Source organism: Shewanella sp. Scap07 (genome assembly GCF_013394145.1).
GTDB lineage: Bacteria > Pseudomonadota > Gammaproteobacteria > Enterobacterales > Shewanellaceae > Shewanella > Shewanella waksmanii.
In genome coordinates this window covers 1,242,046-1,257,843 of sequence record NZ_CP041329.1, presented here as the reverse complement: position 1 = coordinate 1,257,843, position 15,798 = coordinate 1,242,046, and the positions used below count along the sequence as shown (strand labels likewise).

Annotated in this window: 13 protein-coding genes and 1 other annotated feature; of the genes, 3 read left to right on the top strand and 10 right to left on the bottom strand. The window is 45.7% G+C overall.

Annotated elements, in window-relative coordinates; translation table 11 throughout:
* Positions 1-236: 236 nt before the first annotated feature.
* Together hpf and FLM48_RS05565 are read left to right on the top strand one after the other, a co-directional pair.
* Entirely contained in the window at positions 237-590 is a 354-nt protein-coding gene (hpf, locus tag FLM48_RS05570; protein ID WP_028773145.1) for a ribosome hibernation-promoting factor, HPF/YfiA family, read from the top strand.
* 1,098 nt (positions 591-1,688) lie between these two features.
* Positions 1,689-1,805: a sequence feature (Phe leader region), on the top strand.
* Between the two features lie 39 nt (positions 1,806-1,844).
* On the top strand, positions 1,845-3,827 hold the full coding sequence (locus FLM48_RS05565) for a chorismate mutase (RefSeq protein WP_179023978.1): 1,983 nt from the start codon (positions 1,845-1,847) through the stop codon (positions 3,825-3,827).
* A gap of 327 nt (positions 3,828-4,154) precedes the next feature.
* Here the strand turns inward: FLM48_RS05565 and FLM48_RS05560 are convergent, their stop codons facing one another.
* From FLM48_RS05560 to FLM48_RS05515, 10 genes are all read right to left on the bottom strand, one after another.
* A complete protein-coding gene (locus FLM48_RS05560; RefSeq protein WP_028773143.1) occupies positions 4,155-4,490 on the bottom strand; it encodes a hypothetical protein in 336 nt (111 codons plus the stop codon).
* Between the two features lie 74 nt (positions 4,491-4,564).
* Positions 4,565-5,614, bottom strand: coding sequence for a hybrid-cluster NAD(P)-dependent oxidoreductase (locus FLM48_RS05555; RefSeq protein ID WP_179023977.1), 1,050 nt, complete (start codon positions 5,612-5,614; stop codon positions 4,565-4,567).
* Between the two features lie 59 nt (positions 5,615-5,673).
* Positions 5,674-7,338 carry a hydroxylamine reductase gene (gene hcp / locus FLM48_RS05550; protein WP_028773141.1) on the bottom strand — a complete coding sequence of 555 codons (1,665 nt, stop codon included), beginning with the start codon at positions 7,336-7,338 and terminating at the stop codon, positions 5,674-5,676.
* A gap of 241 nt (positions 7,339-7,579) precedes the next feature.
* A complete protein-coding gene (tyrA, locus tag FLM48_RS05545; protein ID WP_179023976.1) occupies positions 7,580-8,719 on the bottom strand; it encodes a bifunctional chorismate mutase/prephenate dehydrogenase in 1,140 nt (379 codons plus the stop codon).
* A 14-nt stretch (positions 8,720-8,733) separates the two neighbouring features.
* Entirely contained in the window at positions 8,734-9,825 is a 1,092-nt protein-coding gene (locus tag FLM48_RS05540) for a 3-deoxy-7-phosphoheptulonate synthase (RefSeq protein WP_179023975.1), read from the bottom strand.
* Between the two features lie 279 nt (positions 9,826-10,104).
* The gene (gene rplS, locus FLM48_RS05535; protein WP_028773138.1) at positions 10,105-10,455 is read right to left on the bottom strand and encodes a 50S ribosomal protein L19; all 351 of its coding nucleotides are present in this window, start codon (positions 10,453-10,455) and stop codon (positions 10,105-10,107) included.
* 29 nt (positions 10,456-10,484) lie between these two features.
* Positions 10,485-11,237 carry a tRNA (guanosine(37)-N1)-methyltransferase TrmD gene (gene trmD / locus FLM48_RS05530; RefSeq protein WP_028773137.1) on the bottom strand — a complete coding sequence of 251 codons (753 nt, stop codon included), beginning with the start codon at positions 11,235-11,237 and terminating at the stop codon, positions 10,485-10,487.
* Positions 11,238-11,252: 15 nt separating this feature from the next.
* A complete protein-coding gene (rimM, locus tag FLM48_RS05525) occupies positions 11,253-11,783 on the bottom strand; it encodes a ribosome maturation factor RimM (protein WP_028773136.1) in 531 nt (176 codons plus the stop codon).
* A gap of 20 nt (positions 11,784-11,803) precedes the next feature.
* Positions 11,804-12,052, bottom strand: a complete 249-nt coding sequence (gene rpsP, locus FLM48_RS05520) for a 30S ribosomal protein S16 (RefSeq protein ID WP_028773135.1) — start codon at positions 12,050-12,052, stop codon at positions 11,804-11,806.
* A 383-nt stretch (positions 12,053-12,435) separates the two neighbouring features.
* Complete coding sequence (locus tag FLM48_RS05515) at positions 12,436-13,596, bottom strand: patatin-like phospholipase family protein (protein WP_179023974.1); 1,161 nt, start codon at positions 13,594-13,596, stop codon at positions 12,436-12,438.
* A 520-nt stretch (positions 13,597-14,116) separates the two neighbouring features.
* Between FLM48_RS05515 and FLM48_RS05510 the strand changes: the two genes are divergently transcribed.
* Positions 14,117-15,778 carry a hypothetical protein gene (locus FLM48_RS05510; protein WP_179023973.1) on the top strand — a complete coding sequence of 554 codons (1,662 nt, stop codon included), beginning with the start codon at positions 14,117-14,119 and terminating at the stop codon, positions 15,776-15,778.
* Positions 15,779-15,798: the final 20 nt, after the last annotated feature.

Sequence of the window (15,798 nt, the reverse complement as noted above, 5' to 3'; positions counted from 1 at the left end):
AATGTAAAGTAAATTTTGCCGGACAATTTTGATAGTGAAACCAGAGTTATTCAATCAAATATGAGCCTATTGGCAAACGATATCAAGGGTTTTTACTTAAGGTTTTAGCAAATTTGTCTAAGGGTTCAAATAAATAATCACAGTTTATCAAGCGCAGCTAAACTATGATCTGGATCACAAACTCTACGCGGGAAATTGGTAGTCTGAACTCAAGGAAACAACATAAGGTTCGACATATGATAAAGATTACCAGCAAAGATCTTGAAGTCACCACACCTATTCGTGAACGTATCGAAAGCCGCCTTCGTAAACTAAGCCGCCGAGACGTCCAGCTCATTAATCCACATGTGATTATTGTGCAAGAGAAGCAACAGTTCATGATTGAAGCTTCAGTTGGTATTCCGAATAACAAGCTATTTGCCCAGGCCAGAGACAAAGACCTCTATGCCGCCATTAATTCCATGGGGCAAAAATTAGAGAAGCAATTAAACCGCGTAGTACACAAGCCAGAAGCACAGCGCCATGAAAGACCCGTACTACAGCAAGAAGTAATTGATGACGATTTTGACGATGAGGAGTACGCTGCTTAATCAGTTTGTACCTAGGTTGTGATACTTAGATGACGCACTAGTCCTAAACCGATAGGGTCAACAGGCATTGCTTAATCAGCACCCGCGGCACGAGTATCACAACCCTATTTTGCAAATTGGTCTATACTCAATATAACTAACGTAACAATATGACAGATGGGTTTGAGCGTTCTCAATCCCTGATGACAGTAAGAGTTCAAGAAAAATAACCAAGAGAGGCTAACCAACATTTTTGCGTTTTTTAGGATAACAGCTTGTATCGTTTGGTGATATTAAAGCCCATTATGACGCTTTGTTAGCGCAACAGGGATAACCGCTACCTTGTAGCACATCACCACCTAGCCACTTGGCTTCGATTGCCACTAGGTCGCCTAGTCATAACAGTCGAGCACTAGCATTAGCGAGGTATTTACGATTTATTATCCATGTTACATAGTTAGGTTTACTCGGTAGGTGAACAACAGTGCCCTACATGAACCACAGTGTTTAAGGGATATTCGCTAGTAAACTAGTGCCACCACCTACCCTTATTGGTGAGGCTAATATCTGCAACAGGCAGTGACAGCCGCATTAGCTTGAGGGGGATAGAAACCGATTTGATCTCTAAAGCAAAAATAGCTTAATGCAACATCTCTAAGCGCACCACCTTGGTGCGCTTTTTCTATATTTACCGCTAAAAAATCCGTACTGCTGTCACATTATACCAATCAGTATAAGAATTTGATCTACTCAGCGCGCTTTGGGCAAACTAATTCAAGGCGAATGATTGAAACAATGGTTGTTCCCTTGTGAAATTATTCAACGCAGAAGTAGGCAGCCAAAAACGCGCCAGAATGGCGAGTTTTAGCGATTCTGATGCTGTGTTAACGAGCTTAACCGTAGAATAACTATGCTCTTTACTCGTTGCAAACCACATGGATGTGGTGAATGTCATTAATGCAGGAGCATTTAAGGACCTTACCTCAGAACCGCTAAACTCTCGCTGAGTGACTAAATGTTTATACTGATTGGTATTACATAATGAAACAGGAATAATTCTCTATATGCATAATTTTTCATTGACACTCAGCTGCCATCAATTTACTTTGATTGGATGAAAATGTTAAATCAGTTCTTTTTTACTTTCTTTTTTATTCCCCCCTATTAGGGAGGCGGATTTTCGGTGTAAAAACGAAAGTGAAAATTCCAAGCCTCCCCTACGGGAGGCTTTTTAGTATTTAGCGATCCATAACAAGATTTGTATTAGAGGCCAGTATGAGTAAAGCACAACCCCTAAATCACACCCGGGAACAGATCACCGCGCTTGATAACGAATTGCTGGCGCTGCTCGCCAAACGTCGTGATTTAAGTCTTGATGTCGCTAAAAGCAAAGAAGTAGACGTACGTCCAATCCGCGATACATTGCGAGAAAAAGAGCTACTTGCCCGCTTAGTCAAGCAAGGGCGAGAGCAAGGCCTAGATGCTCACTACGTCTTATCTTTGTACCAAAGCATTATTGAAGACTCGGTTCTCAATCAACAAGCTTACCTCCAAGGTCGAGCCAACCCTGATCTGCAAAAGCAGCAATATTGCATCGCCTACCTCGGTGCACGAGGCTCATATTCCTATTTAGCAGCAAATCGCTATTGCGACCGTCGCCAAATCAATATGCAAGACTTAGGCTGCAGTAGTTTTGATGAAATTGTACATGCTGTTGAATCGGGCCATGCCGACTATGGCTTCCTGCCCATAGAAAACACCTCCTCAGGCTCCATCAATGAGGTTTATGATGTGTTGCAACACACCAGTCTCGCCATTGTTGGTGAAACCACCATTGAAGTAGGCCACTGTTTATTAGCCAAGCCCGGATCACGACTCGCTGATATCACCACGGTTTATGCTCACCCGCAACCAATTAGCCAATGCTCGCGCTTTCTAGCTCAGTATCCCAACTTCAAGCTAGAGTATTGCTCGAGTAGCGCAGAAGCCATGGACAAGGTTATGCAAGCTGATAATGGCAGCGTGGCAGCGATTGGTAGTGCAGAAGGTGGCGCCTTATATCAACTTGAAGCCGTTGCCAAAGATTTAGCCAATCAGAAAATTAATCAAAGCCGCTTTATCGTGGTAGCCCGTAAAGCTATCGCTGTACCAGAACAACTATTGGCTAAAACCACCTTAATCATGGCGACAGGCCAAAAACCTGGAGCACTAGTTGAGGCGCTGTTGGTGCTAAAAGCCCACGATTTAAATATGAGTAAACTGGAGTCTCGTCCTATCCCTGGTACCCCATGGGAAGAGATGTTCTATTTAGATCTTGAGGCTAACTTAGCCAATGATGCTATGCAATCTGCCTTAAAAGAACTTGAGCGTATCACCCGGTTTATCAAGGTACTAGGCTGCTATCCGTGTGAAACCGTAGACCCCACACAATTGAGCAATAGCCAGTTAATGATTGAGCCAAATACAAGTCGCGAACAGCAAGTAAAACCAGCTAGCAGCGTCAGCGCTCAAGCCAGATACAGCAAAGCTTACAAACAAAGTGCAACCCAGATCATCAGTGGCCAACTGCAAATTGGTGAGCAACAATTCGGTGCTATTGCGCAATTATCTTTGCCACAATCTCCAGAGCTGTACAGCCAAAAAGCCAAGCAAATTAAAGAAGCCGGCTTCCAAGGCGTTGTCGTAGAAGGCTTAAGCCGCCAAAGTGATGTCACCCGTAATTTAGCTAGTCTAAAACGCGCCCTTGACCAGTTTGGTCTTGAAGCCATTATTGCCATTGAGCAAGAAAGTGAACTAAAGCTAGCCACTGAATTCGCAGCCCTCATCATGATCACTGGCAAACTTATGGTTAATGAGTCACTGCTCAAACAGGTGGGATCTTTACACATTCCAGTCATTCTGGAGCGCAATACTATGGCCAGCACAGAGGAGTTTCTTAATGCGGCGGACCTAATCCTTTCTCAAGGAAATCAACAATTGGTCTTGTGTGAGTCAGGGGTGCGAACCTTTAACGATGATGCCATGCCCGCGCTCGATCTTTCAGCCTTGGTAAGTATTAAAACACTGAGTCACTTACCCGTTATGGTTAACCCTTGTTACGCCACACCAACAGCACAAGTTGGCGCGGTGGCCGTTGCGGCAAAACAGTTACTTGCTGACGGGGTCATATTGAATCTTGCAGAGGAAGCGGAATCACTCGATAGCAGTTTAGCATTGAGCGCGCAAACCTTAACGGCCTTGTATAGTTATACCAATTAGTATAAGAATTTGATCTACTCAGCGCGCTTTGGGCAAACTAATTCAAGGCGAATGATTGAAACAATGGTTGTTCCCTTGTGAAATTATTCAACGCAGAAGTAGGCAGCCAAAAACGCGCCACAATGGCGAGTTTTAGCGATTCTGATGCTGTGTTAACGAGCTTAACCGTAGAATAACTATGCTCTTCACTCGTTGCCTTACCTCAGAACCGCTAAATTCTCGCTGAGTGACTAAATGTTTATACTGATTGGTATTAGTCACAACCCTTGTCCTCACGGCATAAAACGCAAAAAGGAGCCTAGTGGCTCCTTTTTATATGGTATGGGTTTAAACGCGCTTGCCTTCAACCAATAGCAGCCAACCTTTCAAAACCCGGTGGCAATACCAAAGCATTGCCACCGCGGCCATCGCGATACTCAGCCAGACTAACGGCACAATATAGCTTACAGCCAGCATGGCTAAGGTCGCTACAATAGACCAGCGCTGCCAGCGAATATGGGTATATAAAACCTCATCCATCAGGGCGGGTTTCTGGCCATAGTTGATGACGAGGCTAAGCAAAGGCGGTAAAAAAAATACCGGAAACGCCGCCATAAGCCCATATAGCAAGTGGCCAAGGCTCAAGTCATTTATTACCGCATTACCTGAAGAGGTTGATAGCATTGCAGCGCTCCATCAAAGAATCAGTTTTTACACTCTACTTTAACAATACTGCCAACCTGAGCAATGCGCAAATATTAAAGCTCAACTAATGCATCTGAGCGGATCTTGGTGGAACAAGCCAGCACGTAACCTTGCTCAATCTCATCGCTGGTTAACGCCATTTGGCTCGAAGATTCAACCTCGCCTTTTATGACCTTACATTTACATGCCCCACATACACCTGAGCGGCACGCTGCAATAATTGGCAAACCTAGCTTTTCAATGCCATCTAATAGGCTCTGATCTAGGCTCAATTCAATCTGCTTGTCGCTAATATGTAGCATGAAGGGCTTTGCATCATCACTTGGGCTGCTCGCTGTTGCAGTCGGCGCACCACCAAAGCTCTCTTGGTAAAAGCGGCTCATATCAAAACCTGCTTGTTGCAGCTGCGCTTTAACGGCATCCATATAAGGCGCTGGTCCGCAAACAAATATGGTTCGAGATTGAAAATCAGCCACTTGCTCTGTCAACCACTTAATACTAAAGCGACCCGCGGTGACCGAACTGCCATCTTGCAGCTCACCTTCTTCCAACGTATAAGCCAGATGGAAGTTTTGATTATGCTGTTCAAACTGCTTCAAATCACGGTGAAACACTAAATCTCTTGTCGATTTAGCGCTGTGCAGAAACGCGACATCACTGCCTTTTTGAGTATCCTCTAACCAACGAGACATCGAGTACATGGGGGTGATACCACTGCCAGCGCTCAAAAACAGGTACTTATCCGTTTCGATATCCACAAGGTTAAATACACCGTCTGGTCCAGTGGCCAGCACTCGGTGGCCGACTTGCAGATTATTCGCAAGGTAGTTCGATACGAGTCCATCAGCAATGGACTTGATGGTCACAACAATTGAATATGGTCGCGATGGTGAAGACGAGATAGTGTAGCTTCTGGCGACACGTTCTCCTTGGATATCCAACAACAGCGTAATAAATTGCCCAGGCTTAAATTGAAACTTTACTGGCTGCTCGGCTTGAAAGCGATAACTGACCACATCGTGGGTTTCGTGCCAACGCTCAACACAAACAAGCCTCACCTCACCATGTTGCCACGTGGCGGAATTCAACAACTGGCTATTCATAACCCTGACCCTTTAGAAATTGGAAAAAAACGCCCACCAGAACAGTGGGCGCTGACACACTATGCGACGTTCAAAATGTCATTGAGATCGGCTTCGACTGTGGTGGTCGTTTTCAAGCCAAATTTATCTTCTAGCGCCTTCACTAAGTTAGGCGTTAGGAAAGCCGGAGGTGTGGGTCCAGTACGGATGTTTTTCACCCCAAGCGACAGTAGCGTAAGCAAGATAACAATCGCCTTTTGCTCAAACCACGACAACACTAGGCTCAAAGGTAGCTCATTAATTTCGCACTCAAACACTTCAGATAGCGCAATAGCCAATTGAATCGCACTATAAGCATCATTGCATTGACCAATATCGAGTAAGCGTGGGATACCGTTGATATCACCGAAGGCCAGTTTGTTAAACTTATACTTACCACAGCCTAAGGTCATGATGATCGAGTCTTTAGGCGCAGACTTAGCGATATCAGTGAAGTAGCTACGCTCGTTCTTGTCGCCGTCACAGCCACCCACTAAGAAGAAGTGCTTGATTGAGCCGTTCTTAACGTTTTCCACTACGGCAGGCGCAGCTTCCATAAGCGCATTGCGGGCAAAGCCGATGGTGATCATATGGGGGATCTCATCATAGGCAAAGCCTTCTAATGCTAAGGCTTTATCTACCACAGCAGAGAAGTCTTCACCTTCAACGTGGGTCACTCCCGGCCAGCCCACAATGCTACGAGTAAAGATACGGTCGCCATAGTTACCCACATTAGGATCGATAATGCAGTTAGAGGTCATGACAATAGCGCCAGGGAAGTTAGCAAACTCTTTCTGCTGGTTTTGCCACGCGCTGCCGTAGTTGCCGACCAAATGGGGGTACTTCTTAAACGTTGGATACGCGAGGGCTGGCAGCATTTCACCGTGGGTGAATACGTTAACCCCTTTGCCTTCAGTTTGCTGCAGAATCAGTTCAAGATCTTTCATATCATGGCCAGACACCAAAATCGCTTTGCCTTTCACTGCCACAGTATTCACTTGTGTTGGCTCTGGATGACCAAATGCATCAGTTTCACCGGTATCTAACATCGCCATCACACGATAGTTTAACTGGCCAATGTCCATTGCAGTGGCAAACAGTTTGTCTGCATCCACAGAATCTGAGCCAAGAAACGCCATGATTTTATGGAACTCACCAGCGACTTCAGCATCAGTTTGATCTAACACCCGCGCATGCTCCATGTATGCTGCCGCGCCTTTTAGGCCATATAGGCAAAGTAAGCGTAAGCCAATGATATCTTCATGCACATCTTGATGACCACGGTTAGGCGCCGCATCAACAGCTTGAGTGAGCATTTCAGGTTTCGCTGTCGCTAACACCAAGTTAGCCGCAGCAATCATAGTGTCAGGTGTTTTACCTGCTGCTGTGCAAGCGGCTTCGTACTGGGCTTTTAAGCTATTACGGTACTGGTGAGCTTGTTGAGCGTATTCAACCAAACGTTCGTCATCAAAGTTTACGTTGGTCAATGTTGAGAAAAAGGCTTTTGGTACAAAGGTATCAACATCATGATCAATAATGCCAAATTCGCGGGCTTTTTCAGCATAAGCTGACACCCCTTGAAGTTGATAAATTAGCAGGTCTTGTAGATCTGAAGTATCGGCCAGCTTGCCGCACATACCTTGAGAATAACTACAGCCATCGCCAGCTGGGGTTCGGATTGTCTGCTCACACTGAATACAAAACATTTTACGGCTCCTGTTTTTAATCATGCTTTTCATTTGCATGTTTTAAAAACAGTGTACTGCGCCGATAACCTGACGCTAAGTGTTTTTTGTAATTGATCGACAAAACTATGAGTTAGATCAAATTAGCATTGTCGTAATTACAAGGCCGAATATGATAATTACATATAAATATTAATAACTTAATCTGATTTAACACAAAAAAAGGGAGCCAATGGCTCCCTTAGATGTCGATATCTAAATGCTAATTAGTCTTCATATCATTGACCGATTGCAGCATGGCCCGACTTTCACGTTGGAACTGCGGCGCGAAATCGCCAAACCAATTCGCCACTTCTTGGAACTGGTCGATAAACCCTTGCCTATCACCTTGCTTTAGCATCGACAGCGCTTGGCTGTAATTGTCTAAATAGTCACTGATTGCCACCATACTCTCTGACTGGGCAAAGATAATATCAGCGTACAATTCAGGGCTTTGGGCAAATAGCCGTCCCACCATGGCCAGTTCGAGGCGATAAATCGGCGAGCTAAACTGCAACAAGGCATCAATATCTGCTTCTTCGCGGTACAAATTAAGACCATAAACAAACGATGAAAAGTGGCGCATGGCCTGCACGAGCTGCATGGCTTTATCATGCTTATCCGCTTCAGCTTCTACTAAACGGGCGCCCCAAATCTTTATTTGCTCCAGTAGCCAAGCATATTGCTCGCTGCCGCGACCATGACACACCACCACCACCTGTTTTGCTAAGCTTCCCACATCAGGTCCAAACATGGGGTGAAGCCCCAGCACAGGACCTTGGTGTGCAGTTAACATCGCATCAAGTGGTGCTGACTTAATTGAAGTTAAATCGGCCAAAATACACGCTGGCGGTAAGTTGTTTAACTGATTTAGTATCACCTCACAGGTAATAGAGATTGGCACAGTGACAATCACTAACCCAGCACCATCAAAAATGGCATCTGCTTGTTGCCAGTCGTCTTTATCAAGGCTACGAACCTCATAACCGGACAGTGTCAGCATCTGTGAAAATAGGCCGCCTAATTTACCCTCGCCGCCAACAATAACTACCGGCCCCAGATCAGCTTTCACTTGCTTAAAGCCGACATCTTTCTCATTGAGATAAGATTCGCGCATCAAACGGCGTAAAATATCTTCAATCAGCTGCGGCGATACATCCATACCCGCAGCCTCTTCGCGACGCTTGGCCAACATTGCCGCTTCGCGTTGAGGGGCATAAATTGGTAACCCGGCACCATGTTTTACCGCGCCCACTTGCGCCACCAGATCGAGTCTTTTTCTTAATAGATGCAGTAACTGCTGATCCACGTTATCAATATGGCCACGCAACTTCTCTAATTCAGCTGTGGTTTTCTCATTCATTTACCGGCTTTCCTTCACGCGTTAACTGCTTTGAGCATATCAAATCTGCTGGGTAAAACCGATGCTAATTGTTGCGCGCCTTCACGTAAAAGGGTTTCGGTGTCTTGCCAATTAATGCAGGCGTCAGTAACTGACACACCATATGCAAGTTCGCTCATTGGCTGACTGCTGCTTTGATTACCTGCATTAAGGTGACTTTCCAACATGACCCCAATAATCGATTGATTACCATTGAGGATCTGTTCAAACACATCACGGCAAACTAGGGGCTGACGATTATGATCTTTATTCGAATTACCGTGACTACAATCTACAACCAAACGAGCATTTAGATTGGCACCATGCAGTTGACGCTCACATTCAGCAACACTAGCAGCATCGTAATTAGGCTGTTTACCACCCCGTAAAATCACATGACCGTCAGGGTTGCCGGCGGTTTGCAGTAAAGCCACCTGCCCTTGTTGGTTAATCCCCATGAAGCGATGGCCACTGGCCGCAGATTCAAGAGCATTAATTGCTACACCCAGTTTACCGTCAGTGCCATTTTTAAAGCCCACTGGCATAGAAAGACCAGACGCCATCTCGCGGTGCGTCTGTGACTCGGTGGTACGTGCACCAATGGCTGACCAAGTCACTAACTCTGACAAGTACTGAGGGCTAATTGGATCCAGCGCTTCGGTCGCCACTGGTAAGCCTAATTCCGCCAGCCATATCATTAGCTCTCGGGCTTGGCGTAAGCCCTTTTCAACATCGAACGACTCGTCCATATCCGGATCGTTGATCATGCCTTTCCAGCCAACCGTGGTACGTGGCTTTTCAAAGTACACCCGCATTAGGATGTAGAACTCATCGGCCAGTTCATCATGTAAGGTTTTTAGCTTAAGAGCGTACTCTTTCGCTGACTCAATGTCGTGAATCGAGCATGGACCGGTAACGATCAGCACGCGGTTATCGCGCTTGTGCACAATATCCGCCACCGTTTTACGCGCATTTAGCACGTAATGATAGGCAGAGTCCGATAGGGGCAATTGCTGCTTAAGTTCACTTGGCGTGACTAACACTTTCTCAGAACTAATATGGACGTTGTTGATTGTATCTTGTTGCATAATTGCCACCTAAACCTATTACTGCTTTGCTAATTCATCATTAAATAACTGTCTATTTTGAAATGGTGTAACGCTACACCATTACATCTTGAGGCTAACTATGCCTGTCACTGCAATGCAGATCAAGCGTTAATTGCTTATTCAAACAATATTCATCAAAAAAGCACTCACACTGGCTGGCGACGTTAAGCCAGGTTTATTGGCGACAGAAAACAAAAACCCGCCTTTCGGCGGGTTGTTGTGCGAACACTGCATCTGGTTTTACTAATAAGCGGTTGCTTACTTAGCAAGCTTCTCACGGATACGTGCAGACTTACCTGAACGCTCACGTAGATAGTAAAGCTTAGCACGACGAACACGGCCGCGACGCTTAACTTCGATGCTAGAGATGATTGGGCTGTGAGTCTGGAACGCACGCTCAACACCTTCACCATTAGAGATCTTACGTACTGTGAATGCAGAGTGCAAACCACGGTTACGCTTAGCGATTACAACGCCTTCAAACGCCTGTAGACGCTCTTTACCGCCTTCTACAACACGTACTTTAACTACAACTGTATCACCTGCACCAAACTCTGGTACATCTTGCTTCATTTGCTCATCGTTGAGCATTTTAATGATGTTATTCATGAAATAAACTCCATACTAGTGATAACTGATCAGTCTTTCTCACCGTCTTCGGTGGATTTAACAAACTCCGCTAAAAGCTTTGTTTGTTCGTCAGTCAGAGCTAGATTTTCAAGTAATTCTGGTCGTCTTAACAAAGTTCTTCCGAGACTTTGTTGCAAACGCCAGCGTCTAATATGTTCGTGGTTGCCACTTAACAACACTGCTGGTACATCAACACCATCTAAACTCTCAGGTCGAGTGTAGTGGGGACAATCCAATAATCCATCAGAGAAGGAATCCTGCTCTGCTGATGCTTGCTTACCAAGTACACCTGGCACCAAACGTGATACTGAATCAATCAAAGTCATCGCTGGAAGCTCACCGCCCGAAAGCACGTAATCTCCTATCGACCACTCCTCATCCACTTCAGCTTGAATTATGCGCTCGTCAATACCTTCGTAGCGACCACACACCAATATCAAGTTCTCTGATTGAGCTAACTCCTCAACGCCTTGCTGTGTCAGCTTGCGCCCTTGAGGTGAAAGATAAATCACCTTTGCGTCTTCTCCTGCAGCAGCTTTTGCTGCATGGATAGCGTCGCGTAACGGTTGCACCATCATTAACATTCCTGGACCACCGCCATAAGGTCGGTCATCAACAGTACGATGTTTATCATGGGTGAAATCACGAGGATTCCACGTTTGCAACTCAAGCAGGCCGTTTTTAACAGCCCGACCCGTTACCCCAAAGTCTGTCACGGCACGAAACATCTCTGGAAACAGGGTTACTACCCCTAACCACATCTGTTGTTCCTCGACTTAGAAGTCCGGATCCCAATCCACTAAAATCTGTTTTGCCGTTAGGTCCACCGATTGGATGAACTGCTCGGTAACAAAAGGAATCATTCGTTCCGTTTTGCCAAAGCCATCTTTCGCGTTAGCTTTAACTAAAAGCACGTCGTTCGATCCTGTTTCCACGATCTGTTCAACCTTGCCCATGTTATAGCCTTTGGTATTGACCACTTCACATCCGATAAGATCACGCCAGTAGAATTCATCTTCTGGTAAATCTTTCATCTGTTCAGCAGCAATGGCAATCTCACAGTTAGTGAGCATTTGCGCTTGGTCCCGCGTAGTCACACCCTCAAGTTCAGCAATTAAAGCCTTACCTTGAAAACGCCACTGCAGTACCTTAACCTCGCGCCACTCGCCTTGTTCTTTAATAAGCCAAGGAGAATAGTCAAAAATATCTTCTACAGAATTGGTATAGCTAGTGATTTTCAACCAACCCTTAATGCCGTGGCTAGAACCTAATTTGCCTAACACGACAGGTGCTTGCTGACTACTCATTAATCTATACCTTAACGCTATTAAGCAGCAGCTTTAGCGTCTTTGATCAATTTAGCTACACGCTCAGATGTAGCAGCACCTTGTGCAACCCAGTGCTCAACGCGATCAAGATCTAAACGCAAAGTTTCTTCTTGGCCACGAGCCAATGGGTTGAAGAAACCAACACGTTCGATGAAACGACCGTCACGAGACTTACGGCTATCAGCAACAACGATGTTATAAAATGGACGCTTTTTTGCGCCGCCACGAGCTAAACGAATGGTAACCATGCGTCTTTTATCCTCTAATGATTTGCTTCACATGAAGCAAAAATAAAAACTGGAACCCCGTGTTCGCGAAGAGTCCCAGATAGAAAGCCGGACGATTTTACCTGACTGACCAGCGAATGCAATGTTTTTTGACCACTAAATCGTTCAGCTACAATCAGACAAACTGCTGTTGTAACCCTGATTTAATCTATGCGCGCCACTATATAGACCCGCGCCCCTTACAGCAACAAATTCGCCCTACTCATTGGGGCAGATGTTAATCTGCCGCGATTAAAATCCTCTTGGACAATAAACACAGCTTGCTGGCATATCTGCAAGGTCTAAATAAGTACGGCCTGCAAGTAGCAATTGCCGCGAGCTGCAAACAATAGCCACCAGCAACATTATTGTTGCCACACTTGGCCTGTTGCGGCTTTATGGTAGCCATGGCGATAGATAGCCTGCATATAATTCACATCAAACATTTTCCCACTGAGCTTCTGTGCAGAAAAGTCTTCATCCAGATAAGTATAGTGTAGGTCTATCTGTTCTATTTCACTTAAGTAACGCATTCTAAATAGATCGCCTCTGGCCTGCAGCACGGTCAAACTGGTTAAACTGCGGGTGAGCAACTTAAGCCCTTTGTCTTCTGTCCGTTGATAAAGCGGCGCTAACAGCCCATTACGAACCACATGTAACTGTGGCTCGCGGCTCAAGCCCAAAGCCCGAGAAACCTGCTGGTAGTCAAAGTCGGCTGGATTAAAGAACATCTGTGCCGCCAAGCCTCCGTCGACATGCAGCTCCTCAAGTCGCTGCCCTTGATGTTCAACGGCAATAAACTGCGGTGGGAATACTCCTGGAATTGAGGCACTCGCCGCCAGCACTTGATGCACCAGTTGCACCCGATTGGGCATACTACTACTGGCAATCGCGCCCAAATTCCAGATCATTAGCTCCCCAGAATCGAAATGGGTAGTACCAATAAAGAGTCGCTTACCAGATCGATGACTCATCGCCATTTTATCAATCATAGTTTCAGGATAAGTTTTCGCGATAAACGCAAGCAAACTATCGCCGTCGGAGAAGCTGTCTTTAAATAGGGTATTAAGGAAGTTTTTACTGCCAAGCACCGCTTTATCATTGATCCCCAACATAGCTGATTTAAGCCGCGGTAATTCACTGTCGCCCGCAAACACAAAAGGCGCAAGCAATGCCCCAGCACTAACACCGGTAATAATGGTGTAGTGTGGCAAATCACCGTTATCATGTAAGCCCGTTAGCACGCCTGCCCCATAAGCGCCATTGGCCCCACCGCCCGATAAGGCCAAAATGTTAAGTTGCTCGCCCGTGGCCGTTAATGGAGTAGCGCCTGTATGCTTATTATAAAGAAAAGTTGGCTGCTCACTGGCCCAAAAGCGAATTGGCTCCGACGCCGCTTGTTGGTGCGGTAAAGTGACATCTTTATAATTAGATACGGTTACACGATTCTCTAGTGGATGGTGAGTACTGCAAGCTGCTAACACGAGCGACAAGAGTCCAATACCTACACGCTGTATACGTGTCATAAGTGCCTCGACTTCTATCAGAAATGAAAGAGTTCCAATGAACTATCACCACACTGGCAACATCATTGGCTGAATTTGCAGCTATGATATGCCAGCTGACTAATACAGCAGACTCACCTATGTAGGATCTGACCCACACTTTAACTCATGTCATGATTACCCGATAGCCATTGATGCTCAGCAAACCGTAGCCTCTCCCGTTAGACTGATGTTATTTATACATTCTCAGCGCTAATTGACTCTGCACATCTCAACGTTAGCCAGTTCCCCCCCCCTGCTATACCGATAATATCGGCTGATAACTTAACGTAGGGTCGCATCCTACATAAGAGATTCTAACAAATACGCAACTGCTCATATTATGCCCGCCATAGCAAGTTTGCGCATGCCGATAGTGATAACAGTCAGTAGTCATCAGCACCGTAGCAACCTTAATTTATCTCAGCTGAACAGGGGGTGTTCGCTGCAATATCAAACTCGGCCTATTCATAGGATTGAATCGCCGAAGAGTGAAATTGACATGACAGTTATTAACCCAGTGATAACGACAACGTTGGCAGGTAAGGCATCGACGATTGCTAGCGCCATGATGTTACTTTTTTCTGCCAGCACCGTTGCGGCAGCTTCTGATGACAACGAGCAACAAAAAATAGCCGCCGGCAAATCTATCTTTGCTCAATACGGTATAGATGATGATCTCCCTAAACTCGGCGTCAGCTCGCTGGTACAGGGTGAGCACTTAGTCGAGCATGTCACCCGCACGGTGACCTATCGCGACCAAGTACACCAATCGACGGTCTACTTGGTTAAAAACACCGATCGTAAAGGCAACATCGATTTACGGATCAAATACGATGAGAATGCCCTCGATGAGCAAGAAGATCTCATTGAGCAAATCGAAAATGCCACCCGTACCCAGTATCGCTTGCGTCACTGGGCACAAAGCTACGATCCCACTTCTGTCGAAGCAATCACCGATGCCAATGGTAATGTATCGGTATCGTTCAATTACTCGAAGTATGGATTACCACAAGATATCGCTTACTTTCGTTTTTTGAGCGTTAAGGTCGATATCGTCAATGGTAAGCCGCATAAGATGGTCATCAGTAATCGCCGTCCGTTTAAACTCGATGGCACCAACGTTGAACAATACAATCAACACATTTCCTTCGACACCTTAAGCAATGGCAAGCTGATCATCGATGAGAAATACATCGAAATGACCGGAACCAAGAAAGGCAAACCCATCAAGATAGTTGAAACGGTTGAGCCCGTGGCCTTCTATGATGACACTGCTGAAGTTGAAATCATTGATCATCAGCGTTTAACAGAAGTGTCAGATCCTCGTTTTCGTGAAGAGCAAGTAGAGGTCAACCGTACTTTTCCTTTACTTGGCGACATGGTGAGGCAACAAGGGATCGATCTGCCCTTACCTTTTGGCCTTTCTATGTCATACCGCAACCAAGACATGAGCCTACCGACCAACGATTTTATTATCGGTGGTGTGCGCCTTAATGACTTTTTTGACCCTAATGACACATTCGCCGATGTCACTGCAGAAGCAATGACGTTACGCGGCGACATTAACATTCTGCCATTTTGGAACATGTTCGGTTACATAGGCAAAATTAATGTCGATGCCAATGTTGACGCTTCCTATACCGGTGAAGCTGGGCAAATCATCAAAGATAAACTCAATGATGCCTTACCCGGTGTAGGGGATAAGTTTTGTGAAGGTGTATCAGTGCTCTGTAACAAGGCAAGACTTAATGTGCCGCTACAGCTGGAATACGATTTAGTGGGTGTCGGCACCACACTCTCGGTAGGTTACAAACAATTTTTCGCCTCAGTCACTGCCACCTATTCAATGACGCGTATGGAAGGCAATACGGATTGGGGAGATGGCCTCATTACCGTGCAACCTATGTTGGGTTATCAGTTAGCTGATTACCGCGCACAGATTTTTGTTGGCGCCGAATATCAAGGACTCGATAACCGAATGCAAGGCCATGTGGTAGCCGGAGATATCGAATTTGACTATGACGTTGGCGTCGATCTCAACAACTGGGCTTACCTCGTCGGTTTCAACAAGCAGTTTGGTAAAAACTACAACCTTACCGTGCTGTATAACAAAGGTGAAACTCGCAACGCCTTTACGCTGAACTTCGGTTATCGCTTCTAAACCTAACCGCTTTATTCGCA

Coding starts and splice junctions, on each gene's coding strand:
- hpf (WP_028773145.1), top strand. CDS start 237: ATGATAAAGATTACCAGCAAAGATCTTGAAGTCACCACACCTATTCGT.
- FLM48_RS05565 (WP_179023978.1), top strand. CDS start 1,845: ATGAGTAAAGCACAACCCCTAAATCACACCCGGGAACAGATCACCGCG.
- FLM48_RS05560 (WP_028773143.1), bottom strand. CDS start 4,490: ATGCTATCAACCTCTTCAGGTAATGCGGTAATAAATGACTTGAGCCTT.
- FLM48_RS05555 (WP_179023977.1), bottom strand. CDS start 5,614: ATGAATAGCCAGTTGTTGAATTCCGCCACGTGGCAACATGGTGAGGTG.
- hcp (WP_028773141.1), bottom strand. CDS start 7,338: ATGTTTTGTATTCAGTGTGAGCAGACAATCCGAACCCCAGCTGGCGAT.
- tyrA (WP_179023976.1), bottom strand. CDS start 8,719: ATGAATGAGAAAACCACAGCTGAATTAGAGAAGTTGCGTGGCCATATT.
- FLM48_RS05540 (WP_179023975.1), bottom strand. CDS start 9,825: ATGCAACAAGATACAATCAACAACGTCCATATTAGTTCTGAGAAAGTG.
- rplS (WP_028773138.1), bottom strand. CDS start 10,455: ATGAATAACATCATTAAAATGCTCAACGATGAGCAAATGAAGCAAGAT.
- trmD (WP_028773137.1), bottom strand. CDS start 11,237: ATGTGGTTAGGGGTAGTAACCCTGTTTCCAGAGATGTTTCGTGCCGTG.
- rimM (WP_028773136.1), bottom strand. CDS start 11,783: ATGAGTAGTCAGCAAGCACCTGTCGTGTTAGGCAAATTAGGTTCTAGC.
- rpsP (WP_028773135.1), bottom strand. CDS start 12,052: ATGGTTACCATTCGTTTAGCTCGTGGCGGCGCAAAAAAGCGTCCATTT.
- FLM48_RS05515 (WP_179023974.1), bottom strand. CDS start 13,596: ATGACACGTATACAGCGTGTAGGTATTGGACTCTTGTCGCTCGTGTTA.
- FLM48_RS05510 (WP_179023973.1), top strand. CDS start 14,117: ATGACAGTTATTAACCCAGTGATAACGACAACGTTGGCAGGTAAGGCA.